At 59.1% G+C, this 19,424-nt stretch carries 19 protein-coding genes; 10 read left to right on the forward strand and 9 right to left on the reverse strand.

The features are described 5' to 3' along the window. The first annotated feature begins 73 nt into the window (after positions 1–73). The 4 genes from gluQRS (at position 74) to ACG9DO_RS04495 (ending at position 2,687) form a co-directional block, all read left to right on the forward strand. The gene (gluQRS, locus tag ACG9DO_RS04480) at positions 74–904 is read left to right on the forward strand and encodes a tRNA glutamyl-Q(34) synthetase GluQRS (RefSeq protein WP_394730527.1); all 831 of its coding nucleotides are present in this window, start codon (positions 74–76) and stop codon (positions 902–904) included. Positions 905–913: 9 nt separating this feature from the next. Continuing rightward, a complete protein-coding gene (locus tag ACG9DO_RS04485; RefSeq protein ID WP_394730528.1) occupies positions 914–1,144 on the forward strand; it encodes a hypothetical protein in 231 nt (76 codons plus the stop codon). A gap of 15 nt (positions 1,145–1,159) precedes the next feature. Continuing rightward, positions 1,160–1,735, forward strand: coding sequence for a cob(I)yrinic acid a,c-diamide adenosyltransferase (locus ACG9DO_RS04490; RefSeq protein ID WP_394730529.1), 576 nt, complete (start codon positions 1,160–1,162; stop codon positions 1,733–1,735). Between the two features lie 82 nt (positions 1,736–1,817). Continuing rightward, positions 1,818–2,687 carry a 3-hydroxyacyl-CoA dehydrogenase NAD-binding domain-containing protein gene (locus tag ACG9DO_RS04495; RefSeq protein ID WP_394730530.1) on the forward strand — a complete coding sequence of 290 codons (870 nt, stop codon included), beginning with the start codon at positions 1,818–1,820 and terminating at the stop codon, positions 2,685–2,687. 1 nt (position 2,688) lies between these two features. Here the strand turns inward: ACG9DO_RS04495 and ACG9DO_RS04500 are convergent, their stop codons facing one another. The 3 genes from ACG9DO_RS04500 to mutS are packed head-to-tail and all read right to left on the reverse strand — an operon-like array spanning position 2,689 to position 6,079. Continuing rightward, positions 2,689–3,090, reverse strand: a complete 402-nt coding sequence (locus ACG9DO_RS04500; RefSeq protein ID WP_394730531.1) for a YidH family protein — start codon at positions 3,088–3,090, stop codon at positions 2,689–2,691. Then, positions 3,068–3,442 (reverse strand): hypothetical protein, encoded by a 375-nt coding sequence (locus tag ACG9DO_RS04505; protein WP_394730532.1) that lies wholly within the window; start codon positions 3,440–3,442, stop codon positions 3,068–3,070. The genes ACG9DO_RS04500 and ACG9DO_RS04505 overlap by 23 nt, the downstream gene beginning before the upstream one ends. A gap of 24 nt (positions 3,443–3,466) precedes the next feature. Further along, on the reverse strand, positions 3,467–6,079 hold the full coding sequence (gene mutS / locus ACG9DO_RS04510; RefSeq protein WP_394730533.1) for a DNA mismatch repair protein MutS: 2,613 nt from the start codon (positions 6,077–6,079) through the stop codon (positions 3,467–3,469). 148 nt (positions 6,080–6,227) lie between these two features. Here mutS and ACG9DO_RS04515 point away from each other — a divergent pair, with 148 nt between their 5' ends. From ACG9DO_RS04515 to ACG9DO_RS04530, 4 genes are all read left to right on the forward strand, one after another. Continuing rightward, positions 6,228–8,498 (forward strand): NADP-dependent malic enzyme, encoded by a 2,271-nt coding sequence (locus ACG9DO_RS04515; protein WP_394730534.1) that lies wholly within the window; start codon positions 6,228–6,230, stop codon positions 8,496–8,498. A 3-nt stretch (positions 8,499–8,501) separates the two neighbouring features. Beyond that, a complete protein-coding gene (locus ACG9DO_RS04520) occupies positions 8,502–9,029 on the forward strand; it encodes a glycine cleavage system protein R (protein WP_394730535.1) in 528 nt (175 codons plus the stop codon). Between the two features lie 100 nt (positions 9,030–9,129). Then, positions 9,130–10,629 (forward strand): DUF1800 family protein, encoded by a 1,500-nt coding sequence (locus ACG9DO_RS04525; RefSeq protein WP_394730536.1) that lies wholly within the window; start codon positions 9,130–9,132, stop codon positions 10,627–10,629. A gap of 4 nt (positions 10,630–10,633) precedes the next feature. Further along, on the forward strand, positions 10,634–11,749 hold the full coding sequence (locus tag ACG9DO_RS04530; RefSeq protein WP_394730537.1) for a DUF1501 domain-containing protein: 1,116 nt from the start codon (positions 10,634–10,636) through the stop codon (positions 11,747–11,749). Here the strand turns inward: ACG9DO_RS04530 and ACG9DO_RS04535 are convergent. The 5 genes from ACG9DO_RS04535 to lptB all read right to left on the reverse strand — a co-directional run bounded on the left by ACG9DO_RS04535 (position 11,746) and on the right by lptB (position 16,696). Beyond that, positions 11,746–12,447: a tRNA (guanine(46)-N(7))-methyltransferase TrmB gene (locus ACG9DO_RS04535; RefSeq protein ID WP_394730538.1), complete on the reverse strand. Its 702-nt coding sequence runs from the start codon at positions 12,445–12,447 to the stop codon at positions 11,746–11,748. The genes ACG9DO_RS04530 and ACG9DO_RS04535 overlap by 4 nt on opposite strands. Positions 12,448–12,593: 146 nt before the next feature. Further along, positions 12,594–13,358 carry a sulfite exporter TauE/SafE family protein gene (locus ACG9DO_RS04540; RefSeq protein WP_394730539.1) on the reverse strand — a complete coding sequence of 255 codons (765 nt, stop codon included), beginning with the start codon at positions 13,356–13,358 and terminating at the stop codon, positions 12,594–12,596. A 166-nt stretch (positions 13,359–13,524) separates the two neighbouring features. Beyond that, on the reverse strand, positions 13,525–14,220 hold the full coding sequence (gene ctrA, locus ACG9DO_RS04545) for a response regulator transcription factor CtrA (RefSeq protein ID WP_394730540.1): 696 nt from the start codon (positions 14,218–14,220) through the stop codon (positions 13,525–13,527). A gap of 179 nt (positions 14,221–14,399) precedes the next feature. Continuing rightward, on the reverse strand, positions 14,400–15,905 hold the full coding sequence (gene rpoN, locus ACG9DO_RS04550; protein ID WP_394730541.1) for an RNA polymerase factor sigma-54: 1,506 nt from the start codon (positions 15,903–15,905) through the stop codon (positions 14,400–14,402). An 11-nt stretch (positions 15,906–15,916) separates the two neighbouring features. Continuing rightward, positions 15,917–16,696, reverse strand: coding sequence for an LPS export ABC transporter ATP-binding protein (gene lptB, locus ACG9DO_RS04555; protein WP_394731198.1), 780 nt, complete (start codon positions 16,694–16,696; stop codon positions 15,917–15,919). Positions 16,697–16,893: 197 nt separating this feature from the next. Here lptB and ACG9DO_RS04560 point away from each other — a divergent pair, with 197 nt between their 5' ends. Both ACG9DO_RS04560 and ACG9DO_RS04565 read left to right on the forward strand, forming a co-directional pair. Continuing rightward, positions 16,894–17,280: a hypothetical protein gene (locus ACG9DO_RS04560; RefSeq protein ID WP_394730542.1), complete on the forward strand. Its 387-nt coding sequence runs from the start codon at positions 16,894–16,896 to the stop codon at positions 17,278–17,280. Between the two features lie 89 nt (positions 17,281–17,369). Beyond that, the gene (locus ACG9DO_RS04565; RefSeq protein ID WP_394730543.1) at positions 17,370–18,782 is read left to right on the forward strand and encodes a mechanosensitive ion channel family protein; all 1,413 of its coding nucleotides are present in this window, start codon (positions 17,370–17,372) and stop codon (positions 18,780–18,782) included. A gap of 3 nt (positions 18,783–18,785) precedes the next feature. Here ACG9DO_RS04565 and ppa read toward each other — a convergent pair whose 3' ends face one another. Further along, positions 18,786–19,313 (reverse strand): inorganic diphosphatase, encoded by a 528-nt coding sequence (gene ppa, locus ACG9DO_RS04570; protein WP_394730544.1) that lies wholly within the window; start codon positions 19,311–19,313, stop codon positions 18,786–18,788. Positions 19,314–19,424 lie beyond the last annotated feature (111 nt).

A 19,424-nucleotide genomic window follows, 5' to 3' on the forward strand; every position in this document is an offset into this window, starting at 1 on the left:
GACACTATGCCTTTCCACAGCGTAATTGCATGCTCGCGAGAGTTTTGCAGTTATGTCATAGGCGAGATCATCCATGATTGTTACACGCTTTGCCCCTTCTCCCAACGGACATCTGCACCTCGGCCATGCGTATTCGGCGATTGTCGCGCATGATCTGGCGCAAGCGGCTGGCGGTCGATTCCTGTTGCGCATCGAGGATATCGACGGAGAACGCAGTAAACCTGAACTCGCTCACGAATTCCGCCGCGATTTGGAATGGCTCGGGCTTGCATGGGACGAGGTACCAGCTCAGTCGACCCGGATTCAAAGCTATCGCGCTGCCGCAGACCGTCTAGCAGAGATGAAGCTGCTCTATCCCTGCCAATGCACCCGGGCCGAAATTGCAGAATCGGCGAGCGTGCATAGCCCTGAGGGCCCAATCTATCCGGGGACATGCAAATGCGCCTCGATCGATGCTGACAAACCCGTCGCTTGGAGGCTTGATGTCGAACGTGCGGCGGAACGGGTAGGAAACCTCATGTGGCAAGACGAACTGGCCGGCGAGCAAATCGGCAATCCGAGAATCTTCGGCGATGTGATCCTCGTTCGCAAAGCCTTGCCCGCGAGTTATCATCTCGCTGCTACGCTTGATGATGCTGCGGATGGCGTAACACTGGTTACGCGAGGCAGAGACCTGTTTCAGGCAACGCATATTCATCGCTTGCTGCAGGCCTTGCTCGAGCTGCCGGTGCCGCGTTGGCATCACCATCCGATCCTGCTGGACGAGGAGGGCAAGAAGCTTGCAAAGCGTCGTGGCTCGGCTTCCCTCGCTGATCTTCGGAACGCAGGCGAGGACGGATCGTTGCTTGCAGAACAACTGCGGTCGCAAAATTTGCCGGCTGGCATTTCGCTCGAGAAAGCCTAGATACTTGTCATGAATTACATCCTCATACCTATCCTCATCATTCTGTGCATCTTCGTGGTCGTCTCACTGATCCGCGGGGTCGTTGCATTCCTGAAGACGACCAGGATCGACCTGGAAAGCGGCGAAGGCGAGACCGTGCCAGAAATGCAGCTGATGCAGAACAAGGCGATGTTCGCCCGCATCAAGTATCAGGCGCTGGCGATTGTCGTCGTTGCCATCATCCTCGCGTTTTCACGCTGACGCGCTTTTCTCCCCATGGTCAAGCTCAACAAGATCTACACGCGGACTGGTGATGACGGAACGACAGGACTAGTCGATGGATCGCGTGTCGCCAAAGGCAGCCGGCGCATCGAAGCTATTGGCAAGGTCGATGAAGCAAACTCTGCGATAGGTCTGGCTGCTGCCGCGCTCGGGAGCGGCGCACATGCTGACAGCCTTTTTCGCATCCAAAACGATCTGTTCGATCTTGGGGCTGACATTGCGACCCCTGCGACGGACAGCAATTTCGAACCCGGCGAGATGACCTTGCGTATTGTGAAGTCTCAGGTCGACTGGCTAGAGCATGCCATCGACGCTCTAAATGAGTCGCTTGAGCCTCTGACCAGCTTTGTCCTGCCAGGTGGCAGCGAAGCTGCGGCCCGAGCGCATGTTGCTCGCGCCAGTACCCGCGCGGCAGAGCGCGCGATGACAGCGCTCGCAGCAGCAGAGCCGACCAATCCCGCAGCCTTGGCCTATATCAACCGCTTATCAGACTACCTCTTCGTGTTGGCGCGTGTTCTCAACGAGAATGGTGCAGCGGATGTAAGGTGGATCCCCGGCGCGAACCGTTGAAGTCCAAGCCACTAGCCAGACCCATCTCTGCCCGCTAACAGGCGCGGCGATAAGACATGCTGCGAGTGCGAAGGACGGGTTTATGCAAACAGTAGGCGTTATTGGCGCAGGCCAGATGGGTACGGGTATCGCGCAGACGGTCGCGCAGCACGGCATGAAGGTTCTTCTTGCCGATCTTGACCTCGCACATGCCGAGGCTGGCAAGGACAAGATCGACCAGGCGCTCACCAAGCTGGTTGGCCGCGGCAAGCTTGAAGCCGATCAGGCAGAGGCCATCCTCGCGCGCGTCACACCAGTCGCAAATTACGCGCCAATGGCTGATGCCGGCCTGATCATTGAAGCGGCAACCGAACGCGAAGAGATCAAGAAGAGCATATTCGAGGCGGTTGGCAAGGTCCTCGCAGGCGATGCGGTCATGGCCTCCAACACCAGCTCGATTCCGATTACGCGGATGGCGAATTACTCGCCTGACCCGCAGCGTTTTATCGGCCTGCATTTCTTCAATCCAGTCCCGGTCATGGGATTGATCGAAGTGATCCCTGGCCTTGCGACCCTGCAGGAAACCACGGATCGCATTACTGCTTTTGCCGAGGGTCTTGGCAAGCAAGTCGTGCTGAGCCAGGACGAGCCTGGCTTCGTAGTCAACCGCATTCTGCTGCCGATGATTAACGAGGCGATCTTCGTGCTGGGCCAGTCGACCGCCAATATCGAGGATATTGACAAGGGTTGCCGACTTGGTCTCAACCATCCGATGGGCCCGTTGGAACTGGCCGATTTCGTCGGGCTCGACACCTGCTTCGAGATCATCAAGGTGCTGTATGCGACGACGGGTGACAGCAAATACCGCCCTGCGCCCTTGCTGGTGAAATATGTCGAGGCCGGCTGGTTGGGGCGCAAGACGGGCCGTGGTTTCTACGACTACACTGGGGAAGCGCCCGTTCCTACGCGCTAGTTCAGCCCCCGAACGGGCCATTGTCATGCAGGATCCAGAAAGCGACCGCTAGCAGGACTGCGCCTGCGGATACGCTCCATCCGATCCAACGGATACTCGGACGATCAGGCGTATCGACTTCATTGGGCGTCAAACGCTTCAATGTCGCGGTCGCGCGGCGTTCGGCAGTGTAAGCAACCACTGCCCCAAGCAGTACAAATGCGGTCGCGATGGCTCTAGCAAGCCACGGTGGTTCGAATTCGCCGAAAACTGCACGGAATGCGAGGCCGATACCTATCGCCGCGAATGCAGTACGCATCCAACCGGCGAAGGTTCGCTCCATCGCCATGATAGTGCGATCTTCAGCCAGATCTGTGCGTTGTTCTGCGAGCTGATTGGAATCAGAATTGCTCGATTTCGCCATAGCTTTCTACAATCGTGGCGCCACTGTCAGCGGCTGGATTGTCGAAAGGTACGATCGGTTCAGGGCTCGGGTCAAACCCGGACGTATCATCGAGTAGTTCTTCTTCTTCGGCGAAAAACGCCGAGTCATCTTCAGTCGACTCGGGTCGTCGAATCGGGCGAGGTGGTGGTGGAACTGGCAAGCGTGACGCATCGCGACTACCCGAATCTGCAGTCTCGCGGCCAAGCTCATCGGCAGCCATGACGAGCGCGCCTTCGTCTTCTTCAGTGCCTACCAGCAAGACTACGCTTCCAAGGGTCATGCCCATGAACATCAGCGCGCCTTTCGGGCCTTTGAAAATGCCTGTCGCCATGATGCCTGGCATATCGGCTCAAGGTTAACGCTTCGTAGCTTTTGCCTTCTTCGTCAGCACATAGAGATGGTCGAGAGCTTCGCGAGGTGACAAGGCGTCGACATCGAGCTCTGAAAGTTCGTTAAGCAAGTCCTCGCCAGGGCTCTGTGTGTCCTCTTTATCTGTCTTGACGGCATCGAACAGGGGAAGGCCGCCCAGCCCAGCGGCAAGACCTCCCGTCTCTGATCGGGTTTGTTCAAGCTTTGCAAGCACCTGGCGGGCGCGACTGACCACATTGGCGGGCACACCTGCAAGCCGCGCAACGGCGAGGCCATAGGACTGATCCGCTGCCCCGCTTGCAACTTCATGCAGAAGGATCAGGTCTCCTTTCCATTCGCGCGCACGGACGTGATGCAGCGAGAGCGCTTCGCAGCTGTCGGACAAGCGAGCAAGCTCATGATAATGCGTTGCAAACAGGCAGCGACACCCGATCTGCGAATGAACCTCTTCGGCGACTGCCCAGGCAAGCGCCAGGCCATCATAAGTTGACGTGCCGCGCCCGACTTCGTCGAGAATGACAAAGCTGCGCTCGCTCGCCTGAGCCAGAATGGCTGCCGTTTCAACCATTTCGACCATAAAGGTGGAGCGCCCACGAGCGAGATTATCAGACGCGCCGACGCGGCTGAACAGGCGATCGACAAGGCCAATGCGGGCACCAGCCGCAGGCACAAAGCCGCCCGCCTGTGCCAAAAGCACAATCAACGCGTTCTGCCGCAGGAAGGTCGATTTGCCCCCCATGTTAGGCCCGCCGATCAGCCACAGCCGGTCACTTGCAGACAGTCCGCAATCATTGGCCACAAAGCGCTCGCCCGACTTGGCCAGAGCCGCTTCAACAACCGGGTGGCGGCCTTCGCGAATGTCGAGCGACGTGTCCTCGCTCATTTCCGGCTTGCACCACCCGCTTTCCGCCGCACGCTCGGCTTGTCCTGCGCTGACATCTATCCGCGCGATCGCGGCCGCGGTTGCAGCAATCGCTTGCCGCGCATCGACCGCCACTTGCGAAAGCCGCTCGAAATGGGCTTCCTCGGCGGCCAGCGCTTGCCCGCCGGCCTCTGCAATGCGGGTAGCCTCTTCGTGAAGTGCAACCGAGTTGAATCGGACCGCGCCCTTCATTGTCTGGCGATGGGTAAAGCCGCTGTCTTGCCCCATCAGCGCATCACCATGGCGACTGGGTACTTCGATGAAATAGCCGAGCACGCCGTTATGCTTGATCTTGAGCGAGGCGATTCCGGTTTCATCACGATAGCGAGATTCCATCGCCGCGATCGCACGGCGCGAATTGCCAGAGATCGCTCGCAATTCGTCCAGCGCCGCGTCATAGCCTTCTGCAATGAAGCCGCCGCTTGAGCGTTCGGTTGGCGGGGAAGGAACGAGTGCTCGGGTCAACTCATCGACCAGCGCGCCATGGCCAGTCAATCTCGGCATAAGTTCAGAGAGCAAAGCGGGATGATCCCGGCGTTGCCCGAGCAAATCCCGGATTGCCTGCGCACCTGCAAGGCCGTCGCGGATCTGCCCCAGGTCGCGCGGGCTACCGCGGCCTGCCGCAAGCCGACCCAATGCGCGGGCGAAGTCAGGCTGTGCGCGCAGTTTCTCGCGCAACTCAGCCCGCGTCAGCGGATCATCATGCAACCACTGAACGAGCGCGAGCCGAGCCTCAATCGCTGCACGGTCGACCAAGGGTGCGGATAGATCCTCGGCGAGCAGCCTAGCGCCTGCCCCTGTCGAGCAGCGATCTATCGTGGCAATCAAGCTGTGTTCGCGTCCACCGGATTGGCTGCTCAATATTTCCAGGCTGCTCCGGGTCGCTTCATCCATGGCCATGATCTGCGAGGAACTGCGCAAGGATGGCGGCAAGAGGAGTGGTAGATTGCCTCGCCCGACATGCTCCATATAAGCAATGAGACCGCCGGCGGCCGCGAGCATGGCGCGCGAGAAATCGCCAAAGCCGTCAAGCGTTGCGACCCCGTGGATCGCGTGAAGCCGGGCGCGGCCTAGCTCGCTGGAAAAATCCGATGCATCGCGTATGATCGTCTCGCCAGCCTCATGGTCCCAGTTATCCGGAACAACCAGTTCACTTGCACTCAGCCTTGCAAGCACGGCGGGAAGACCGGCCGGGGCGCACTCCTCCAGCAGCATCGCGCCTGTCGAAATGTCGCAGCTGGCAATGCCGATGGTGCCGCGAACGTCGGCCAACGCCACCAGGAGGTTCGCCCTACGTGGTTCGAGCAGCGCGTCTTCCGTGAGCGTACCTGCAGTGACGAAACGAACGATGTCGCGTTTGACCAGCGCTTTCGATGAAGGTGTTCCTTCGCGCTTTGCGCGCGCCCTGGCTTCCTCAGGCGTCTCAACCTGCTCGGCAATCGCGACCCGGCAGCCCGCCTTGATCAGTCGCGCAAGATAGCCCTCGGCAGAATGGACCGGGACGCCGCACATTGGGACGGGCTCTCCGCCATGTTCGCCGCGCGACGTTAGGGCAATGTCCAGCACCGCAGAGGCTGTCTTCGCATCGTCAAAGAACAATTCGAAGAAGTCCCCCATGCGGTAGAACAGCAGGCAATCCTCAGCCTCTTGCTTAAGGCCAAGATATTGTTCCATCATAGGCGTGGATTTGGTCGCATACTGCGCGGACATGGCACCGGACTAGCTTCGAAAGGGGCGATTCGGGAGTCGAAACCCGGTGCCTTTCCCCTATCGTTTGCGCGAGCATGCGGGTAGAGGCCGCTTTGTACAGATCAGGAGAAGCCGCTTGGCGGACGAAAACGAACGAGAACCGGTTAGCTTCACGACGCGCGAGGCACTGTTCTATCATGAGACTATCCGCCCAGGTAAGATCGAGATCATCGCCTCGAAACCGATGGCGACTCAGCGCGATCTGAGCCTCGCCTACTCGCCAGGTGTTGCCGCCCCTGTCGAAGCGATCGCGGAAGATCCGGCCAATGCTGCGCGCTACACCGGGCGGTCCAACCTCGTTGCGGTCATTTCCAATGGCACCGCGATCCTGGGGCTGGGCAATCTCGGTGCGCTTGCTTCCAAGCCGGTGATGGAAGGCAAGGCGGTGCTGTTCAAGCGCTTCGCCGACGTCGACTCGATCGACATCGAGCTTGCGACCGAAGACCCTGAGAAATTCATTGAAGCGGTGGCCTTGATGGAGCCGAGCTTTGGCGGCATCAACCTGGAGGATATCGCCGCCCCTGAATGTTTCATCATCGAGCAGGCCCTGCGCGAGCGGATGAAAATTCCGGTGATGCACGATGACCAGCACGGCACGGCAATCATTTCTGCGGCCGGCCTCATCAACGCCGCGCATTTGACTGGGCGCGAGCTCAAGGACTGCAAGATGGTGGTGAATGGCGCGGGCGCTTCAGCGCTGGCGTGTACCGCCCTGATCAAGGCGCTGGGCGTTCGTCATGAGAATGTGATCGTTTGCGACCGCGCCGGGCCGATCTATCCGGGTCGTGAGAATGTCGATCAATGGAAGAGCGCGCACGCGGTGGCAACTGATGCGCGAAGCCTGGAAGAGGCCTTGGTAGGGGCGGATATCTTCCTTGGGCTTTCAGCGGCCGGCGCCCTCAAGCCCGAATGGGTCGCGAAGATGGCCAAGCAGCCGATTATCTTTGCGATGGCCAATCCAACGCCTGAGATTATGCCGGACGAAGCCAAGGCGGTTAGACCTGATGCGATCATCGCCACTGGGCGAAGCGACTTTCCCAACCAGGTCAACAACGTGCTGGGCTTCCCCTTCATCTTTCGCGGGGCGCTCGATGTGCAGGCCACCACGATCAATGAAGAGATGAAGATCGCGGCGGCTAAGGCGATCGCCGAACTGGCGCGCGAACGGGTTCCAGAAGAAGTCGCTGCGGCCTATGGCCAGAACCACAAGTTCGGTGTCGACTACATTATCCCTGCGCCGTTCGATCCGCGCTTGATGGAGGTCGTTTCCTCTGCAGTGGCGAAGGCAGCGATGGATTCGGGCGTTGCGCTGGCGCCGATTGCTGATCTCGATGCCTATCGCCATGCACTGAAGGCTCGCCTCAACCCTACGACCAGCGCATTGACGCGGGTCTATGAGGAAGCAAAGGCTAATCCCAAGCGGGTCGTGTTTGCGGAGGCAGAGGAAGAGGTCGTCCTGCGCGCGGCGATCCAGTATCGCGATTTTGGCTATGGCACGCCGATCCTTGTAGGTCGGACCAAGGCAGTGGTGGACAAGCTGCATCAGCTTTCAGTGTCTGATCCAGGCAGCTTTGAAATCCAGAACTCCGCGACCTCCGAGCATGTGCCGGCGATGGTCGATTATCTCTACAATCGCCTGCAGCGCAAAGGCTACACCGAGCGCGATGTGCGCCGAATGGTCAATCAAGACCGCAACACCTTTGCCTCACTGCTCGTTGCCCTTGGGCATGGCGATGCGATGATTACCGGCCTTACGCGCACCTTTGCGCAAAGCGCGCGCGAAGTGAACCGGGTGCTCGATCCCAAGCCAGGGGCGATCCCGTTCGGCATCCACATGATGATCGGGAAGAACCACACGACGTTCCTCGCCGACACCACCATTAACGAGCGACCCACATCCACACAACTCGCCCATATCGCTAAGGAAACGGCAGCCGTGGCGCGCCGCATGGGGCATGAGCCGCGAGTCGCATTCCTGTCTTATTCGACTTTCGGCAATCCTCCCGGACAATGGCTCGACAACATCCGAGAAGCGGTGGCGATCCTCGATGCGGAAGAGCCAGGCTTTGAATATGAAGGCGAAATGGCCCCCGATGCAGCACTCAACCCGACTGTCATGAAGCTCTACCCGTTCAGCCGCCTGTCTGGTCCGGCTAACGTGCTTGTCATGCCGGGGCTACAATCAGCCAACCTGTCCGCCAAGCTGCTGCGCGAACTGGCTGGGAATGCGACGATCGGCCCGATGTTGATCGGCATGGAAAAGCCAGTTCAGATCGTGCCAATGACAGCGATTGCACCCGATGTTCTGACACTGGCTGTTCTCGCAAGCGCTGGAGTAGTGGGGTAAGTCATGAGCGACAATGCACGATTTGTACTCACCGTTACCGGCAGCGACCGGCCCGGCCTAACCTCGGAACTTTCGCAGGCCGTGCTCGCGGCAGATGGCAACTGGAAGGAAGGCCATCTCAGCCGATTGGGCGGGCTGTATGTCGGTTCGGTTTTGGTCGAGATCGATACCTCGAAGCGCGAATTGCTTGAGCAAGCGATTGCAAGGATTGATGGCGGGCTCGAAGTTCGTATCTTTCCGGCTGAGAGCGATGGTGAAACGGCGGGCAGTCTGCTGCTGTTTGAACTGGTCGGGCAAGACCGGCCGGGCATCATCAAGGAAGTGAGCGCAGTGCTTGCAAATCTTGGGGCGAATATCGAAAGCCTCTCCAGCGGTGAGGAAATGGGCGCATGGGGCGGTGAGCATCTCTTCCGCGCTGAAGTGCTCGCGATCCTGCCAGATGGTGTGACGCCGGAGGAGGGCCAGGCCGCGCTGGAGGCAATTTCGAGCGAGATCATGGTCGATTTCAGTTTCGAGAACCCTGCAGCCTGACGCTAAGGCAGTTTTGCTGCGTTCAGCAACCAAATGATACAAACCGCGACACCATTGCTGTTCGCTTCGCGCTAAGCTGTGCGTCGTAAGGAGATTTCGCATGGCAGAATCGCTGGTTCGTTTTGGCAGCCAGACTCTGGCTCTGCATCGCTTTGGCCTCGGAGCGCGTCCAGATGAGCGCGTAGGTAGCGATCCGCGCGGCTGGGTTATCGATCAGCTGCGCCGTTATGATCCCGCCCCAAAGGCGCTTGATGGATTGCCCACACGCGCAGCGCTGATCACGACATTTGCGGACTATCGCGCAGATGTTCGCCGCCAGCGAAACCGGCAGTCTGAACAGTCGTCTGAAGCGATGATGGAAATGGCAGAGCCAGCCATGTCTGATGAGCAGACGACCGATCCTGCTCGACAGCGTCTTCGCGACCGGGCTGGCGGCGGCATGAATCCGCTGAGACAGGAACTCATCAGGGCAGGCAATGCACGGATTTCCTCCGCGCTGCAGACTGACACGCCGTTCGCCGAAAGGCTGGTCCACTTCTGGTCCAATCATTTCGCCGTGTCGGCAGATAAGCAGCCTGTCGTTCCGCTCGCAGGTAATTACGAATTTAATGCGATCCGCCCGTATATCATGGGTAATTTCCGTAACTTACTGATCGCGGCAATCACCCATCCCGCGATGATGCTCTACCTCGATCAGGCGCAGTCGGTCGGGCCGAACAGTCCGCTGGGACAGCGCTCTGCCCAGCGCCGGGGCGGGAATGGCCGTGCGCTAGGTCTCAATGAAAATCTCGCCCGCGAGATACTTGAGCTGCATACGCTCGGTGTGCGTACCGGCTACAGTCAGCAGGACGTTACAGAACTGGCAAGAGCGCTGACTGGCTGGACCGTGGCGGGTATGGCGCGAGGGCGCTTTGCCCGGCTGGTCGAGGGGGAGCCGGGTGAAACGCGGTTCATCGCTGCGATGCACGAACCGGGCGCTCGGACTATTCTCGGCAAAAATTATGCTGAGACCGGCCGCGAGCAGGCGGCCGCAATACTGGCTGATCTTGCCCGCTCGCCCAAGACTGCTCGGCATATTGCGACGAAGCTGGCGCGCCACTTTGCCGCTGACTCTCCGCCTGAGACGATGGTCGCGCGGCTGGAGCGGGCCTACCTCCAGTCTGATGGCGATCTGCCAGCGGTATATCAGGCGCTCGTGGACTCACCGGAAGCCTGGGATGCAAGCTCGCTCAAGTTCCGCAGTCCGTGGGATTGGGCGATCGCGATGCTTCGGTCCGCAGGAGCTGATCGCTTGCCCGGCCAACGCGGCGCGGTGCCGGTCTTCATGCAGCTGGGGCAGGGTATATGGATGCCCGGCAGCCCGGCTGGCTGGGGTGACAGGACCGAGACATGGGCCGGACCAGGGGCACTGATGATGCGGGTCGAAGTCGCTCAGCAAATCGCAGGCCGGATCGGCGACAGGCTCGATCCGCGCGAAGTAGCGGCTAACGCTATACCCGATGGGTTGAGTGAGAATACCAGGCTTGCGATTGCCCGCGCCGAGCAGCCAGCAACGGGCATGGCCGTGCTTTTTTCCAGCCCCGAATTTCTGCAGAGGTGATTCGATGACGCTATCCCTTAATCGCCGTCACTTGCTCAAAGGGGCCGGGCTTGCTGGCGCAGTTGTCAGCTTTCCAGGCCTTGCCTTTGCAAATGCCCAGACTGACAAGCGGCTGGTTTTCATCATTCAGAGAGGTGCGGCAGACGGGCTTGCCCTGATCCCGCCGCTGGGCGATCCCGACCTCGTCCGTTTGCGGGGATCAATCATGGACCAGGATGCGCTGCCGCTCGAAAGCCTGTTTGGCCTGCATCCGGCGCTAAGCGAAACGCGCAAGCTGTTTGCCGAAGGGCAAGCGCGGGCCATTCATGCGGTTGCGACACACTATCGGGACCGTTCGCACTTTGATGGGCAAAATGTGCTCGAAAGCGGAGGAGCGCGGCCCTATGCCGAGCCGACGGGCTGGCTTGGGCGCCTGCGCCGCGCCTTGCCCGATCAGTCGGGCAGTGCGCTTGCGATTGCTCCGTCTGTGCCTCTCGCCATGCGCGGGGATCAGTCCGTTGCGACCTTCATGCCAAGCCGGCTTCCGGATGCGAATGAAGACCTGTTGCTGCGCCTGTCCGCTCTTTATGAAGAGGATCAATTGCTGGCTCCGCTGTGGTCCGAAGCGATGAAGACCAAGGACCTTGCAGGCGACCTCGCCGGCAATAATGGCCGCAATGGCGCACAGCTGGGCGAACTTGCGGCAAGGCTGATGGCGCCAGCCGATGGCGCCCGGCTTATGATGATCGAAACCGGAGGTTGGGATACCCATTCCAACCAGCCTGGGCGGCTCAATGGTCAGCTTCGCGGGCTCGACCAGCTGCTGCTCGGTCTCAAGTCCGGCCTTGGCGAGACATGGTCGGACACGCTGGTCATCGTCGCAACCGAATTCGGGCGCACGGCAGCGGTCAACGGGACGCAAGGGACCGATCATGGCACCGCGTCAGCGATGTTGCTGCTCGGCGGCGCGCTAGGTAAGGGCCCGATGGTCGAAGCTGATTGGCCGGGTCTTGCGCAAAGCGCCTTGTACGAAGGACGCGATCTCAAGCCGACGAGGAGCTTTGCCAGCGTCGTTGTGGGCGCTCTTGCAGGACATTATGCGCTCGAAACCAGCGTGCTTCGCGGACTGTTCGCAGGCTAGCGGCGCCGATAGCGAAAGTACCACACCTCGTGATTGTAAACGGTACGCGCCTTGTGTTCATATCTGGTTTCCGGCCAGCCTGAAGGGCGAATTTCCCAGCTCGAACGGTCCTTCACGACCCATTCGAATTGATCGGTAAATCGTTGCATCACCATGAGTGCGTGGCGCAGGTAGACGGCGTGGTCAGTCCCGAAGCGCAGCTCTCCGCCGGGCTTCAACTTGGCCGCGAACAATTGCACCGGGCCATCATTCATCATCCGGCGCTTGGCGTGCTTGTTCTTGGGCCAGGGATCCGGATGGAGCAGGTAAATCATCGTCAGCGAACAATCGGGAAGACGCTTCAGCACGTCGATTGCATCGCCATGGAACAGCCTGACATTGGCTAGCCGACCGTCTTCGATATGGCTGAGTGCCTGCGCAACGCCATTGAGGAATGGCTCCGCCCCGATGAAGCCATGATTGGGCAGCAAGTCTGCGCGGTAAGCGAGGTGTTCGCCTCCACCGAAGCCGATTTCGAAGTGAAGCGGACAATCTTCGCCGAACAGCACTTCTGCGCTGACCGGTCCCTCTGCAGGCACAGAAATCTGCGGCAAGAGGTTGTCGACTAGGCCCTGCTGGCGCGGACGCAGGGGCTTGCCCTGACTGCGCCCGTATAGCCGGCTGAGCGTCGTTGGATCGCCTTCCTTGAATGCTGACATAGCAACGCCGCTAGAGGCTTGGACCCACCCTTGTCCAGAGCGCTTGCCCCAAGGCCAGACAACACCTTCGGTGAAGGGTGCGGTCTCGGTTGCATCAAGTCATTCGGTCACAGCATGGATCGGGCAGGTTTCGCGCTTTCAGGTGGTCAGTCGAGAGCGCTGTAGATGCCATAGGCGCTTGTGGCAGTGAGCGTGATGCCAACCATAACCAGCATCAGCTTGGGCGAGAAATGCCGCGCAGCGATTGCACCGATAGGGGCCGCCATCACTCCACCAATCAAGAAGCCAAGGGTCGCCCCTGCAAGATCAGCCACGCCCAATTGCACGATGAAGGCTGCTGAAATGGTGACTGTGAGGAAGAACTCGACAGCGTTTACCGTTCCAATCACCTTTCGCGGCTCGGCCCCTTGGATGAGCAGATTGCTTGTGACCACTGGCCCCCAGCCACCGCCTCCGGCCGCATCGAGAAAGCCGCCCACGAGGCCGAGCGGGAAGATCACTTTTGCAGGACGCAGCTTGGGTGGATAGAGTATGCCGCGAACCAGCAACCAAATGCCGATACAGGCTAGATAGCCCAGCACCAGCGGCTTCATGATGTCTCCATCGATGGAAGTCAGCACAAAGGTTCCTGCCAGGCCGCCGATTACGCCGGGGATAAGCAGACGGAAAAACAGAGATTTCTCGATATTTCCTGCGATCAGATGACTGATGCCCGAGACTGCCGTGGTAAAGCATTCGACGACATGTACCCGCTGCGAAGCAAGGGCTGGGGGTACGCCGAGCAGACCGACCATCAGCGTATTGGACAAGACACCAAATGCCATCCCAAGCGCGCCATCTACCAGTTGCGCCGCAAAGCCGATCGCGATGTAGGGCAACAGCTCAGCAAGATCGAGACCGAACACGTCCATTGGTGAGCAGCCCTTGTGCTGATGATCTGTCGCAAAATAGGGCGAAATTCACAGGGCGGCGAGAAAGAAAATCTTGCACAGGACTATGCCGTACAAACAGCAAGCACCCCGAAGCCTCAGGCTCCGAGGTGCTGCATGTCCCGTCCAGGCGGAACTTGGTTTAAGCTTATGCGGCGGCTGCCTCTTCAGCCGGATCGCGGAGCACATAGCCGCGGCCCCAGACCGTTTCGATGTAGTTTTCACCGTCGCAAGCGTGGCTCAGCTTCTTGCGCAGTTTGCAGATGAACACGTCGATGATCTTGAGTTCAGGCTCGTCCATCCCGCCATAGAGGTGGTTGAGGAACATTTCCTTGGTCAGCGTTGTGCCCTTGCGCAAGCTAAGCAGCTCAAGCATTGCATATTCCTTGCCGGTCAGATGAACGCGTGCACCGTCGACTTCGACAGTCTTGGCGTCCAGGTTCACAGCGAGCTTACCGGTACGGATGATCGACTGGCTGTGCCCCTTGGAGCGGCGCACCACGGCATGGATGCGGGCGACCAGCTCCTCGCGGTGGAACGGCTTGGTCACATAGTCGTCAGCGCCGAAGCCGAAGCTGCGGATCTTGCTGTCCATTTCGGCAATGCCGGACAGGATCAGTACCGGCGTTTGCACCTTGGCAACGCGCAGTTTCTTCAGCACGTCATAGCCGTGCATGTCTGGCAGGTTCAGATCGAGCAGAATAATATCGTAGTCATACAGCTTGCCCAGATCGAGGCCTTCCTCGCCCAGATCGGTAGAATAGACATTGAAACCTTCAGTCGTCAGCATCAGCTCAATGGCCTTTGCTGTTGTTGGCTCGTCTTCAATAAGCAGCACGCGCATGGGTCGGTCCCCCTTTGGCCCTGTTCGCGGTAATCCCTCGTCAAGAGAGATTGACCTGTATTAACCACACGATGTCTGAACGGAAAAGGTTAACAACGCGTAAAACGTTAAGCCGATTTAACTGCGAGTCTTTTTGGCAACACAGCCTTAAGTGTGACAATACGCGAGAATAGGTGCCGCTACAGCGAGGCAAGTTTCTTTTGACGCCGGCGCTGCGAGCTTGAGCCAAGCCCTATCGCTTCGCGATATTTGGCAACGGTGCGGCGGGCCAGATCGAACCCTTCTGCATTAAGCAGTTCGACCAGCTTCGCATCGGACAGTACTTTCTTGGGGTCTTCTGCGTCGATCAGCGCCTTGATTCGAGCCTTGATCGCTTCGGATGATGCGCCTTCGCCATCGCCGGTGCTCCCGATGCGACCAACTCCGCTGGTAAAGAAGTATTTCAGTTCAAAGCAGCCCCGGTCGCAGTCGAGATACTTGTTGCTGGTCACCCGGCTGACGGTGGATTCGTGCATGTCGATCGCTTCGGCCACTTCGCGCAGGGTCAGGGGCTTGAGCTCTGAAACGCCATGGCGGAAGAAACCATCCTGACGCTTAACGATCTCTACCGTAGTCTTAAGAATGGTCCTCTGGCGCTGATCCAGCGCCTTGATCAGCCAGTTGGCGTCAGCGAGCTTCTCACGCAGCCAGCCTTGCGCTTCCTTGTTGGGCGATCCGTCGCGAAGCTCGACGTAATAAGAGCGATTGACGATCAGGCGCGGCAGGGTGGCTTCGTTCAGCGATATGTCCCAGCTTCCGGATGAATTGGCCTTGACCAGGACATCGGGCACCACTGACCGGGCATCCGAAGAGCCATAGGCAAGGCCGGGTTTGGGATCATAGCCGCGCAGTTCTGCCAGCATGTCCGCAAAGTCCTCATCATCAACCTGGCACATCCGCTTCAATCGCGCGATCTCGCCGCGAGCGAGCAGGTCGAGGTTCGCAATCAGCTTTTCCATGCACGGATCGTAGCGGTCTGCTTCACGCGCCTGGATGGCAAGGCACTCTGCCAGATTGCGCGCACCGACGCCGCTCGGATCAAGTGATTGTACGTGAACCAACGCTGCTTTGACGATCGCCGGGCTGACTCCCAGGTCGAGCGCAATGTCGCGCAGATCAAAGGCAAGATAGCCAGCATCGTCGAGCAGCCCGATAAGGTGACGGGCTACAAACAGCTCTTGGGGATCGCGTGCAACCGCGCCAATCTGCTCTTCCAGATGCTCCGCAAGCGAAACAGTGCTTGTCGCATTATCCAGCACCGAGAAGTCGTCTTCGCCGGAAAAGCTCCCTGCCGATGCTGCCCAATCGCCGGTTTCGCTGAACCTCGTGCCTGCATCGCCTGTGTCGATGTCACGGTCGAGCGCAGTGGGGTCAATATCGAGCGGACTGTCTGACTCGCCCTGGGCCTGCCCGATCAGCTGGTCCGCTGTGAATTCTTCGCGCGAGATGTCGTCCGGCTCGTTGCGGTCTCCCGCTTCGCGCGAAACCTCACCTGCTTCGAGCAACGGGTTCGCTTCCAGCGCCTCACCGATATAGGTTTCGATCTCAAGGTTCGACGCCGCGAGCAGCTTTATCGCCTGCTGCAACTGCGGCGTCATCACCAGCGATTGCGATTGGCGTAGGTCTAGGCGGGGGCCGAGCGCCATGGAGAAAGCTCCTAAAGCGTAAAGCCTTCGCCGAGATAGAGCCGCTTAACGTTCTCATCCGCGACCAGATCCTGCGGAGTGCCTGCAAACAGCACCTGCCCGCCGTATATGATGCAGGCGCGATCCACGATATCGAGCGTCTCACGCACGTTGTGGTCGGTGATCAGCACGCCGATCCCGCGCTGCTTGAGGTCTTTCACCAGATCGCGAATATCGCTGATCGAAAGCGGGTCGATCCCGGCAAACGGTTCGTCCAGGAGCATGATCGATGGCTTGGCTGCCAACGCGCGAGCAATCTCGCAGCGCCGACGTTCACCGCCGGAAAGCGCCATGGCCGGACTATCGCGCAGTCGCTCAATATGAAATTCTTCGAGCAGCCGCTCCAGCTCCGCAGCGCGAGTGTCCGGATCAGGTTCGACCATTTCCAGAACGCATTTGATATTCTGTTCGACGGTCATGCCGCGAAATATGCTGGTTTCCTGAGGCAAGTAGCCGAGGCCGAGGATTGCGCGGCGATACATCGGCAGGTTGGTCACATCCTCGCCGTCCATCAGGATGCGGCCTGCATCGGGCCGTACCAGCCCCATAATGGAGTAGAAGCACGTCGTCTTGCCCGCGCCATTGGGTCCAAGCAGGCCGAGCACTTCGCCTTTGCCCACAGTCAGCGAAATATCCGAAAGCACGGACCGTTTATCATAGCTTTTCGCGATGGAAATGACTTCCAGACCGCCATTGGGCAAGGGTGCGGTTGCGTCAGCTGCGGCTGCAACAAGGGTGTCCGTATCACTCATCGGCGACGGTGTAGCAGCCATTGGCACTCAGAAAACCCCCATTTGTTTCGTTTTGGCAGGATTTGTGCATGAGAAAGTGAAAGCGTCACCGAGAAGCGTCCACAGCGGTGCTGACGGCGGCCATGGTTAGCAAGCTTGCCAGCAAGGCCTGTCTCTGAGATACTCCGATTCGGGAAGAGACAGCTTGGGGAGGCTGTGTGACAAAAAACGATTATTCGTCTCGAGCTGAAGTGGGCGCGCAAGGCGCAGCCCGGCGCCCTGTAGATTGGCGCAAGTCGATGAGCGATCATGTCGCCTACGCGCTGCTCATTTACACCGGCCTGCAGATCTTCGTCACAGTCCAGGCGCTCAAGGAAGGCTTCTCCTCGATCCTGCCTTACATTGCACTGGTCGTGCTGGTGGCAGGGATCATACCGGCGTGCCGCTGGTTTGAGCGCCGCTGGATGGGGCTGTCCGACAGTGAGGCTTGTGATCCCGCCTATCGTTCAGCCTTCCGCCGCGACATTGCATGGCTGTGGGCGCTTGCGATTACGCTGCCACTGCTTCTTACAGGTCTGTTCAAGGTGATGTTCAGCGCTGCTTGATCGCGCGAACGGGGAACCACAACTGCTTTTCAGACGCTTGACTGATAGAAGTCTGGTTTAATCAATACCAGGCAGTCAGGAGTTGTGAGTTGAGCGCAATCAGTCGTCTCTGCCGAAGACTTGCGATTATCGGGCTTGCCATTGCTTCTCTCGGTATTGCAGTCGCACCGGCTCAAGCTCTCCTGCCGGATACACCTGATGCTGCTGACACGGTCGATGGTGTTGTCGGTGATCAGCCAATCGATCCTGTGCCCCAGCAGGTTCAAGATGATCAGATCGAACAGCGGATTCGCGATATTTTTGGCGAGTTGCCGCAATTTGCGAAGGTCTCTGTGTCCGTCAGCGAAGGCGTTGTGAGGCTGGGCGGAACGGTTGCTGATGCCCAGGCGATCGCGCGTGCGGAAAACATTGCAGGGCGCGTGCAAGGCGTCGTCATCGTTGAATCCGCGATTGAGCGCGACATTTCTGTGGAACAGAACCTTTCCATTTTCTCGCAGGTATCTGACCTGACTTCGGATTTTGTGGCGCTGCTACCCTTGCTGCTGATCGCCATCCTAGTCGCAGGTGCGGTCAGCTTGCTAGGCTATGTCATTGCAGGTTCGTCAGCTCTTTGGGACCGGATCGCCCCGAACGCTTTCCTGGCGGAGCTGATCGGCAGTGCGATTCGATTTGTATTCGTCGTCGGCGGCCTTGTTATTGCGCTCGACATGATTGGCGCTGGCGCACTGCTCGGTGCTGTGCTTGGTGGAGCTGGTGTGGTCGGGATTGCGCTCGGCTTTGCAATGCGTGACACAATCGAGAATTATGTCGCATCGCTCATGCTCAGCCTGCGCCAGCCATTTCGTGCCAATGATCATGTTCTGATTGATGATCGCGAAGGTCGGGTCATCCGGCTGACAAGCCGCGCGACCATTCTCATGACGCTTGACGGCAATCATCTGCGTATTCCCAACAGTCAGGTCTTCAAGGCTATCATTCTCAACTACACCCGCAATCCGCAGCGAAGGTTTGAGTTCGTGCTTGGGATTGATGCTGACGACGATCCCCGTGCGGCGATGCAGCTGGGTCGAGACACGCTGTCGGCGCTTGGCTTCGTCCTGGACGAACCAGAGCCGATGGCGCGGATCGATGAGGTTGGTGATTCAAACATCGCCATTATTTTTTATGGCTGGGTCGATCAGCGCGAAGCGGATTGGGGCAAATCCCGCAGCCTTGCGATCGCAGCGGTCAAGGACGCTCTTGAAGCAGCCGGCTTTGCCTTGCCAGAACCGATCTATCGTTTGCGCTTTGACGGGCGGACCGATCCTCTGCCTATTGGGCGTTCGGCGGAGCGCACGGGAACCGCCCCATCGCCAGAACGATCGGCGAAGTCCGGCCTGGCGCCCGACACCGCAGAGGACGTCAAGCCGCAAAGCGAGATTGCTGAAATGGTCGAAAGCGAACGCCGCAGCGATGGCGAACAGGCACATGACCTGCTCGATCAGAAACGCCCGGTTGAATAACGCTTAATGCTTCGCCCGCTCGATCGCTTCGAGCACGATCTGCCGCGCTTCTGCGGCATTGCCCCATTTGCCAACGCGAACCCACTTTTCCTTCTCAAGATCCTTGTAGTGGGTAAAGAAGTGCTCGATCTGCTGGAAAATGATCGAGGGCAAGTCCTTCGTCTCGCCGACATCTGAGTAATACGGGAAAGTCGTGTCGACCGGCACGCAGATCAGCTTCTCATCCCCGCCATGCTCATCTTCCAGATTCAGCACACCGATCGGGCGGGCGCGCACCACACAGCCTGCGATGAACGGGCTGCGGGCGATCACCAGCGCATCGAGCGGATCGCCATCAGGTGAAAGCGTATGCGGGACAAAGCCGTAATTGGCTGGATAGCGCATCGGTGTGTGGAGGATGCGGTCCACGAACAGCGCTCCGCTTTCCTTGTCGAACTCGTATTTTACGGGCTCTCCTCCGGTCGGCACTTCGATGATGACGTTGAGGTCTTCAGGCGGATTGGCGCCGGTGGGGATCTTGTCGATACGCATGCGTCTAACCTTGCTTTGCGTGCCGCTCCCTCTCCCCAAAAGCGAGCACTTGGTAATGTTGGGGAGCCTTTAGCGGCGCATGCGCCATTGCGAAAGCCCCTCCTTGGTCGT

It is taken from the genome of Altererythrobacter sp. GH1-8 (assembly GCF_043702085.1).
Classification (GTDB): domain Bacteria; phylum Pseudomonadota; class Alphaproteobacteria; order Sphingomonadales; family Sphingomonadaceae; genus Erythrobacter.